The organism is Mesorhizobium sp. M4A.F.Ca.ET.050.02.1.1 (genome assembly GCF_003997725.1).
In the GTDB taxonomy this organism is placed as follows: Bacteria; Pseudomonadota; Alphaproteobacteria; order Rhizobiales; family Rhizobiaceae; genus Mesorhizobium.
Genome location: NZ_RZSG01000248.1, coordinates 1 through 7,672, shown reverse-complemented (window position 1 = coordinate 7,672; position 7,672 = coordinate 1). Strand labels below are relative to the sequence as shown.

Here is a 7,672-nt window from a genome sequence, read left to right as displayed (position 1 = left end):
GGATGCCTTGTCCCTAAAGCGGGAGTAGCTCTGGACGACCCACCGGGCCGGTGGGGTGGAACTCAAAGCAAAACGCACACCGGCTGGCCGGGTTATTCCTGCAGCCTCGCTCCGGCCGCCGTTCAGCAGTCGTCGTCAGTGCGTCGCTGACCACCATAGCGTTGCTGGAACTCGTCCATAAATTCTCGGTTCGATCTGACGTCGCTGTCTTTCTTCAGTTCGCCGAGAACGAAATCGATGTTCGATAGCCGCTGCTCTATTCTATCAAGGCGTCTATCCAGGTAGCCGCGAACTCCACGAACCAGTTCCGCCGTTACCCAAGCCATCAAAGCCCCGAACAAGCCCCACCCCAGGGTGGCCCAGCTAGACGTCATTCCGCTGCACCCTTCACTGCATCAACCTGTCCCACCCTGAAGAATTACCGACAGGCTAGCAGCCACGGCGGCCATGCTGGCCCATCGCCCCTGCCGTGTAAGATCGCTGATAAAGTCATCAATGGAATTGCGAATTGTGATGGTCGCAGCCCGGATACCGAAACCGGCCGCAATGAGGCTGGAGAGGATCGATAGGTAGGGCAACGCCCCTTTCGCGGCGGGGATGACGCAGCGCAAGCCTTCTCCGATCGAAGAGCACGAATCGGCAGACTGGCCTTCGCTATTTACCCATGTCGTGAAATCGTGGTTTCGTTGCTCATCACTGTGGACATAAACCAAAAACAGCAGCGCAGCCCCGCAAAGCAGGGCGCCGATCATTTTCAGCGCGTCAATCATTTCCGCAGCCTCACACCGGCGCCGCCCTCCATCAGGAAGGCACCCAGCGCGCTGATCAGCGCTTCGGCGCTGTCCCTCTCCAGATGAAGCTCGATCTCTTCGTCATCTTCCGTGATCAGCAGCAACTTGCCTTTCAGCGGGTCGCGCGAGATGACCATTATATCGTCATCCTGATAGTCGGCTTCCCTGGCCATAAAATCGATCCCATTCCTCTTTGATCGCGCCAGAATGCAGCGAGCCGCAGGAAAGCGCTAGAGCAGGCCGGACGCTTTGGCAATGTTGGACCGCGGTGGCGACGACCTATCGTTTCGGCTCAAAGCCCTGTTCGACCATGCACGCGCGGTGCTGCCTGATGCAACTGCGCCGCTGACCGTCGCAGACCCTCCTGTCAAGGGCTCGGACGCTGCAGCGTCTCAGTGCGCCATCCAGCTACGGTACTGAACTATGTTCGCCAGGTAGTGCCAGAACGTCCGCCATTCTGCCACTGCAGCCTCGGCAGCCTCCCAAGAGGCGCACCAGTCCGGCAGCACCTCCTCTTCGAGCAGGTGCGCGACGACCTCGTCGAGCGAGCATCCAGGGTTCCTCGCCTCGAAGAGGACTGCGGCATCGTAGGCCTTTTCAAAACCGGGCCGGATCGGGGTCGTGCCGAGAAGTTGTACGACCATCACCGTGCGGCCCCTTCGGGGCGGTCCTCGGGCTTGGTTAGCGCGTCGAGCAGCGCCTGATCCTTCGATCGAGCGCTGTCGGCCTCGTCCTGCATGGCCTCCATTAGGGCCGCTGCGGCCCGCTGCAGTGCTGTTGTCGGCCGCGCATTGTCGGCCTGCGCTTCCGCGTTGCTTTCGGTGCTCATCGTTCTCTCGCTCTTCTGCGTGCTTGGATTGGGCGGCTCAGGCCGCCCGGATCGGCGTGACGTTGTCTGCCTTGGCCTCGGCTTTCGCCGAGGTCGCGCAGTAGTTCGCCCATGCCGTCATCAGCCGGCGGCGCTTTTCCAGCATGTCGCCGCGCTGGTAGGCGGCCTCGACCTTGCTCTTCTGATCGTGGGCCAGCGCCGCCTCGGCGATCTCGCGAGGGAAGTTCGTTGCCTCGGCCGCCCAATCGCGGAAGGTCGACCGGAAGCCGTGGACCGTGATGTCGGTGCGCTTCATGCGGCGCTTCAGAACCCGCGACATGGCCTCTTCAGACATCGGCTTGCCCGGTTTATCGCCGGCAAAGATGTAGTCGCTGTCGCTCGTGCGTTGCTCGGCGAGCCCGTCGAGGATTTCGAGCGCGCGCTTGGTGAGCGGCACGCGGTGCTCTTTGCGTGCGCCTTTCTTGCCCTTCATGCGATCGGCCGGAATGACCCAGAGCGCGCTGTCGCGGTCGATCTCGGGCCAACGGGCGCCGAGCACGGCATTAGTCCGCATGGCGGTCAGGATCGTAAACTCCAGCGCCGCCGGGCGGGCGCCTTCCATGGCGCGCACCTCGGCCACAAAGCCGCCGATGTCGGTGTAGGGCAGGGCGGGCAAATGCTCGACCGCCGCGACCGCCGCCGGCTTGGCGAGCTTGACGTCGAGATTGCCGCGCCACGCGGCCGGATTGTCGCCGGTCCTGAAACCGTGCGCCTTGGCCCAGTCGAGCACGACCTCGATCCGGCCGCGCACCCGCGTGGCGGTCTTGGTCTTCGAGGTCCAGATCGGCTCCAGAATTTGCATGATGTGCCCGCCATCGACATCGCGCACCGGCAGCTCGCCGATGATGGGGTAGGCGTAGGCCTCAAGCGTGGACGACCATTGCGCGGCGTGGATAGTGCTGCTCCAGCTGGCAGCGTGCGCTTTCTTGTAGCGCTCGGCGGCCTCGGCAAATGTCAGCAGCTGGCTCGCCGCGACCTTGCGGGCGGCTTTCTTTTCGGCCTTGGCGGAGATCGGGTCGACGCCGTCGGAAACTTGCTGGCCAGCCTTGCGCGCCCGCTCGCGGGCTTCCGCCAGCGAGAATTTCGGGAAGCTGCCGAGGCCATACGTCCGCGCCTTGCTGTCGATCATGAAGCGAAACACCCAGCTCTTTGTGTTGAACTGGCTGATCTGGAGATACAGCCCGCCGCCGTCACTGTAGCGGCCGGGCTTGCTGGCCTTGTTGACGAAAGCCGCGCTCAGCTTGTTGATCATTCTCGCCATGGTCGATTCCCTGCCCACATCTCTACCTACAAATATAAGCTAGAATATGCCGTACTACTCTAGAACTGTCTAGACCTGAAATCGGCCCGCAAACCCTTGCATAAAAAGGGCTTTTAGACCTCTCTAGAACTGGCTGGAACATGCTGGAAAGGGCGGAAGACAGAAGCCATGTCTGTCGCCCGCGTCACCGAAATCACGTCATCGTCCAAAAAGAGCTTTCAGGACGCCATCGAGAAGGGCATTGCCCGCGCCGCAAAAACTTTGAAGAACGTCGAGGGCGCCTGGATCCAGGACCAGAAGATCGTCGTCGCGGATGGCAAGATCATCGCCTATCGCGTCAACATGAAAGTGACGTTCATCCTCACCGACAGCTAAGCACAAAGTCGGGAACCTTCGCCCGCTCCCCTCATTGTCAAAACAGGCATTAACCGAGAGGAGCAGCACTATGACTACGCCGTCTGGCCACACCGAAGCCATTGCCGCCTCGCGCGTCATCGGCACGTCGGTCTACAATACCGCAGGCGACAGTATCGGCAGCATTGAGGACGTCATGCTGGACAAGATGTCGAACGGCATCATGTTCGCCGTCATCGGCTTCGGAGGTTTCCTCGGCATGGGCGAGAAGTATCACGCCATTCCGTGGGCAAGCCTCGATTATGACGAAAATATGGGCGGCTACGTCGTCGCTTTCACGAAGGAGCAGCTCAAGGCCGCCCCGGCCTATTCGATCGACCAGCTAACCGGCGCCGACGGCGAGGCGGCACGCGATGCGTCATTCGAATACTACCACGTAAAGCCCTACTGGCATTGATCGCCAAGTCGGCAGGTCGCAATCGAAAGGCCCCCGCACATGCGGGGGCCCTTCTTCTGGAAGATCCTACTGCGCTGCCTGTAGTGTCGACAGTTGCGCGGCGCCCTGCTGGGGCTGCTGGTTGTCGCACGACGTCAGGAACGCTGCCGCGATCAGGAACAAACTCACGATACCGCTCAACTGGGACATGGCGAAACTCCTCCTGTTTCGCCCCGCGCAAGCAGAATCATAGACCAGAAAGCGGCGTGCCGCGCATGACTTATGATGACAGAAATTTGCGCTTCGTGAATCGGCCGGGCGGCAATATTTGCGAGCGGCCCGATTGCCTTTTGCGGCACTTTGGCTAAGAGGGGCGCGACGCTTCAATCGATCAATCGGGGACATCGCAATGACCGCCATCGTCGACATAGTCGGGCGTGAAATCCTGGACAGCCGTGGAAATCCCACCGTCGAGGTCGACGTGGTGCTGGAAGACGGCTCGATGGGCCGCGCCGCGGTACCGTCAGGCGCATCGACCGGCGCCCATGAAGCGGTCGAGCTGCGCGACGGCGGACCGCGCTATCTCGGCAAGGGCGTCCAGCGCGCCGTCGAGGCCGTCAACGGCGAGCTGTTCGAGGCGATCGGCGGCATGGAAGCCGAGAACCAGATCCACATCGACCAGACGATGATCGAGCTCGACGGCACGCCGAACAAGAGCCGGCTCGGCGCCAATGCCATCCTCGGCGTGTCGCTGGCGGTCGCCAAGGCCGCGGCCGAAGCGGCCGGCCTGCCGCTCTACCGCTATGTCGGCGGCGCCAAGGCGCACGTGCTGCCTGTGCCGATGATGAACATCATCAATGGCGGCGCGCATGCCGACAATCCGATCGACTTCCAGGAATTCATGATCCTGCCGGTCGGCGCGCCGACGCTGCGCGACGGCGTGCGCTGGGGCTCGGAAATCTTCCACACGCTGCGCAAGAAGCTCAAGGATGCCGGCCACAACACCAATGTCGGCGACGAGGGCGGCTTCGCCCCCAATCTGAAGAGCGCACCCTCAGCGCTCGATTTCATCATGGAATCGATCGAGAAGGCCGGCTTCAGGCCGGGCGAGGACGTTGCGCTCGGCCTCGATTGCGCAGCGACCGAGTTCTTCAAGGACGGCAACTACGTCTATGAGGGCGAGAAGAAGACCCGCGATCCGAAGGCGCAGGCCAAGTACCTGGCCAAGCTCGCATCCGACTACCCGATCATCACCATCGAGGACGGCCTTGCCGAGGACGACTGGGAAGGCTGGAAGATCCTGACCGACCTCATCGGCAAGAAGACGCAGCTTGTCGGCGACGATCTGTTTGTCACCAACACGGCAAGGCTTCGCGACGGCATCCGCATGGGCGTCGCCAATTCGATCCTGGTCAAGGTCAACCAGATCGGCTCGCTGACCGAAACGCTCGACGCCGTCGAGACCGCGCACAAGGCCGGCTACACCGCGGTGATGTCACACCGCTCGGGCGAGACCGAGGACTCGACCATCGCCGATCTCGCTGTCGCCACCAATTGCGGACAGATCAAGACCGGCTCGCTGTCGCGCTCCGACCGCATGGCCAAGTACAACCAGCTGATCCGCATCGAGGAAGAGCTGGGCAAGCAGGCACGCTACGCCGGCAAGTCGGTGGTCAAGGCCTGATCTGGCATCCCATCGTTGTGTCTAGGAAGGGCGGGCGTTCCCCGCCCTTTTTCGTTTTGGGGCACTGGATACGTCCATCCGTAACCGTCCATTAAGCACAATGGAGCGAAAAAGATTCTGGGGCCGTTCGGGTTCGCGGCCGCGAGGATCTGGATCATGTGGACACGTCAGCACAAGCAGAGAAACACCGGCCGGCTGATCGTCCCCTCGCTCTGCGTGCTGTTCCTGGCCTATTTCGGCTTCCACGCCTATCACGGCGAGTTCGGCATCTATTCCAAGTATCAGCTCCAAGCCAGAGCGGTCGAACTGCAGGCGCAGCTCGACACCGTCAAGGCGCGCCGGGTCGATCTCGAGCGGCGGGTCCAGCTCATGCACGAGGGCACGCTGGAGAAAGATATGCTTGACGAGCAGGCTCGTAAGGCGCTCAATCTCTCCCACGCCGACGAAATCACCGTCATGTTGCCGGTATCAGCGAAATAACTGAATTCCAGTTAATCGCCTATATTTTCAATGATTTTAATCGCTTAGACGCATGCCAGCCATGCATTTTTCAGCATGGCGCAATGCTTTCCCGCATGTTAGCCTCGCTCAAATCGGTGGGGAGAGACGATCTCCCTCGGAGCGGATTTCATCCTGCTCTAAATGTCCGCGAAGAGACGCCAACAGGGAGTGATGCATGGCCACCGCCGCCAGAAAAGCGCCTGCCAAATCCAAAAACGACGGTAAATCACAAGGGCTCTCGGCCCCGAAGCCTGCCGACTTCACCAAGGAAGACGAGCTCGCCGCCTACCGGCACATGCTGCTCATCCGCCGCTTCGAGGAAAAGGCCGGCCAGCTCTACGGCATGGGCTTCATCGGCGGCTTCTGCCACCTCTATATCGGTCAGGAAGCCGTCGTCACCGGCATGAAGATGGCGCTGATCGAAGGCGACCAGATGATCACCGCCTATCGCGACCACGGCCACATGCTGGCGATGGACCTGTCGCCGCGCGGCGTCATGGCGGAGCTCACCGGGCGCCGGGGCGGCCTGTCCAAGGGCAAGGGCGGCTCCATGCACATGTTCTCCAAGGAGAAGCATTTCTATGGCGGCCACGGCATTGTCGGCGCGCAGGTCTCGCTCGGCACCGGTCTCGCTTTCGCCAACCGCTATCGCGAGAACAAGAACGTCTCGCTGACCTATTTCGGCGACGGCGCCGCCAACCAGGGCCAGGTCTACGAAAGCTTCAACATGGCCTCGCTGTGGAAGCTGCCGGTGATCTTCATCATCGAGAACAACCGCTATGCCATGGGCACCTCGGTGTCGCGCTCCTCCGCCGAGACCGATTTCTCGCATCGCGGCGCTTCCTTCAAGATCCCCGGCATCCAGGTCGACGGCATGGACGTGCGCGCCGTCAAGTCCGCCGCCGATCTCGCCACCGAATGGTGCCGCGCCGGCAACGGCCCGCTGATCCTGGAGATGCAGACCTACCGCTATCGCGGCCATTCGATGTCCGATCCGGCGAAGTACCGCTCCAAGGAAGAAGTGCAGAAGATGCGCTCCGAGCATGACCCGATCGAGCAGGTCAGGGCGCGGCTGCTCGACAAGAAATGGGCCAGCGAGGACGAGCTCAAGGCCATCGACAAGGAGGTCCGCGACATCGTCGCCGACGCCGCCGAATTTGCCCAGAACGACGCCGAGCCGGATCCGTCCGAGCTCTGGACCGACATCGTACTGTAAAGGGAGGGCAAGGACATGCCGATCGAAATTCTCATGCCCGCGCTCTCGCCGACGATGGAAGAGGGCAATCTTTCCAAATGGCTGAAGAACGAGGGCGACAAGATCGTCGCCGGTGACGTCATCGCCGAGATCGAGACCGACAAGGCGACGATGGAAGTCGAAGCCGTCGACGAGGGCACGCTCGCCAAGATCGTGGTTCCCGCCGGTACCGAAGGTGTCAAGGTCAACGCCGTTATCGCCGTGATCGCGGTTGACGGCGAGGACGTCGACAAGGCCGGCGAAGGCATCGGCGAGGAGCCTGCCAGGCCTGAGGCGGCAGCACCTGCGCCTGTTGCGGCCAAGAGCGAGGCCGCGGCACCCGTCGCGGCGGCGCCGAGAGCGGAAGTCGCCGCCGATCCGGACATCCCGGCCGGCACCGAGATGGTGTCGACCACGGTGCGCGAGGCGCTGCGTGACGCCATGGCGGAGGAAATGCGCCGCGACGGCGACGTCTTCGTCATGGGCGAGGAGGTCGCCGAGTACCAGGGCGCCTACAAGATCACGCAAGGCCTGCTGCAGGAA

Annotated in this window: 13 protein-coding genes; 6 read left to right on the top strand and 7 right to left on the bottom strand. The window is 62.1% G+C overall.

Annotation, left to right across the window (positions count from 1 at the left end):
* Positions 1-122: 122 nt before the first annotated feature.
* From EOA33_RS17545 to EOA33_RS17520, 6 genes are all read right to left on the bottom strand, one after another.
* Entirely contained in the window at positions 123-374 is a 252-nt protein-coding gene (locus tag EOA33_RS17545) for a hypothetical protein (protein WP_127406173.1), read from the bottom strand.
* A gap of 21 nt (positions 375-395) precedes the next feature.
* A complete protein-coding gene (locus tag EOA33_RS17540) occupies positions 396-770 on the bottom strand; it encodes a hypothetical protein (RefSeq protein WP_127406172.1) in 375 nt (124 codons plus the stop codon).
* Complete coding sequence (locus EOA33_RS17535; RefSeq protein ID WP_127406171.1) at positions 767-964, bottom strand: hypothetical protein; 198 nt, start codon at positions 962-964, stop codon at positions 767-769. Before EOA33_RS17535 ends, EOA33_RS17540 begins: the two co-directional genes overlap by 4 nt.
* Before the next feature lie 219 nt (positions 965-1,183).
* Positions 1,184-1,435 carry a hypothetical protein gene (locus EOA33_RS17530; protein ID WP_127406170.1) on the bottom strand — a complete coding sequence of 84 codons (252 nt, stop codon included), beginning with the start codon at positions 1,433-1,435 and terminating at the stop codon, positions 1,184-1,186.
* Positions 1,435-1,620, bottom strand: a complete 186-nt coding sequence (locus EOA33_RS17525; RefSeq protein ID WP_127406169.1) for a hypothetical protein — start codon at positions 1,618-1,620, stop codon at positions 1,435-1,437. Before EOA33_RS17525 ends, EOA33_RS17530 begins: the two co-directional genes overlap by 1 nt.
* Positions 1,621-1,657: 37 nt before the next feature.
* Positions 1,658-2,920 carry a site-specific integrase gene (locus EOA33_RS17520; RefSeq protein WP_127406168.1) on the bottom strand — a complete coding sequence of 421 codons (1,263 nt, stop codon included), beginning with the start codon at positions 2,918-2,920 and terminating at the stop codon, positions 1,658-1,660.
* 168 nt (positions 2,921-3,088) lie between these two features.
* Here EOA33_RS17520 and EOA33_RS17515 point away from each other — a divergent pair, with 168 nt between their 5' ends.
* Positions 3,089-3,295: a dodecin family protein gene (locus EOA33_RS17515; protein ID WP_126054632.1), complete on the top strand. Its 207-nt coding sequence runs from the start codon at positions 3,089-3,091 to the stop codon at positions 3,293-3,295.
* A gap of 70 nt (positions 3,296-3,365) precedes the next feature.
* Positions 3,366-3,731, top strand: coding sequence for a PRC-barrel domain-containing protein (locus EOA33_RS17510; protein ID WP_127406167.1), 366 nt, complete (start codon positions 3,366-3,368; stop codon positions 3,729-3,731).
* 66 nt (positions 3,732-3,797) lie between these two features.
* Here the strand turns inward: EOA33_RS17510 and EOA33_RS41355 are convergent, their stop codons facing one another.
* Positions 3,798-3,920 (bottom strand): hypothetical protein, encoded by a 123-nt coding sequence (locus EOA33_RS41355; RefSeq protein WP_274608485.1) that lies wholly within the window; start codon positions 3,918-3,920, stop codon positions 3,798-3,800.
* A 199-nt stretch (positions 3,921-4,119) separates the two neighbouring features.
* On the opposite strand from EOA33_RS41355, the gene eno reads away from it, so the two are divergent.
* The 4 genes from eno to EOA33_RS17490 all read left to right on the top strand — a co-directional run.
* Entirely contained in the window at positions 4,120-5,394 is a 1,275-nt protein-coding gene (gene eno / locus EOA33_RS17505) for a phosphopyruvate hydratase (RefSeq protein ID WP_127406166.1), read from the top strand.
* A 156-nt stretch (positions 5,395-5,550) separates the two neighbouring features.
* On the top strand, positions 5,551-5,874 hold the full coding sequence (locus EOA33_RS17500; protein WP_126054629.1) for a septum formation initiator family protein: 324 nt from the start codon (positions 5,551-5,553) through the stop codon (positions 5,872-5,874).
* Positions 5,875-6,070: 196 nt separating this feature from the next.
* Positions 6,071-7,111, top strand: a complete 1,041-nt coding sequence (gene pdhA, locus EOA33_RS17495) for a pyruvate dehydrogenase (acetyl-transferring) E1 component subunit alpha (protein ID WP_127406165.1) — start codon at positions 6,071-6,073, stop codon at positions 7,109-7,111.
* A 15-nt stretch (positions 7,112-7,126) separates the two neighbouring features.
* Positions 7,127-7,672 (top strand): biotin/lipoyl-containing protein (locus EOA33_RS17490; RefSeq protein WP_348628245.1); only part of this gene is annotated, 546 nt, incomplete at its 3' end.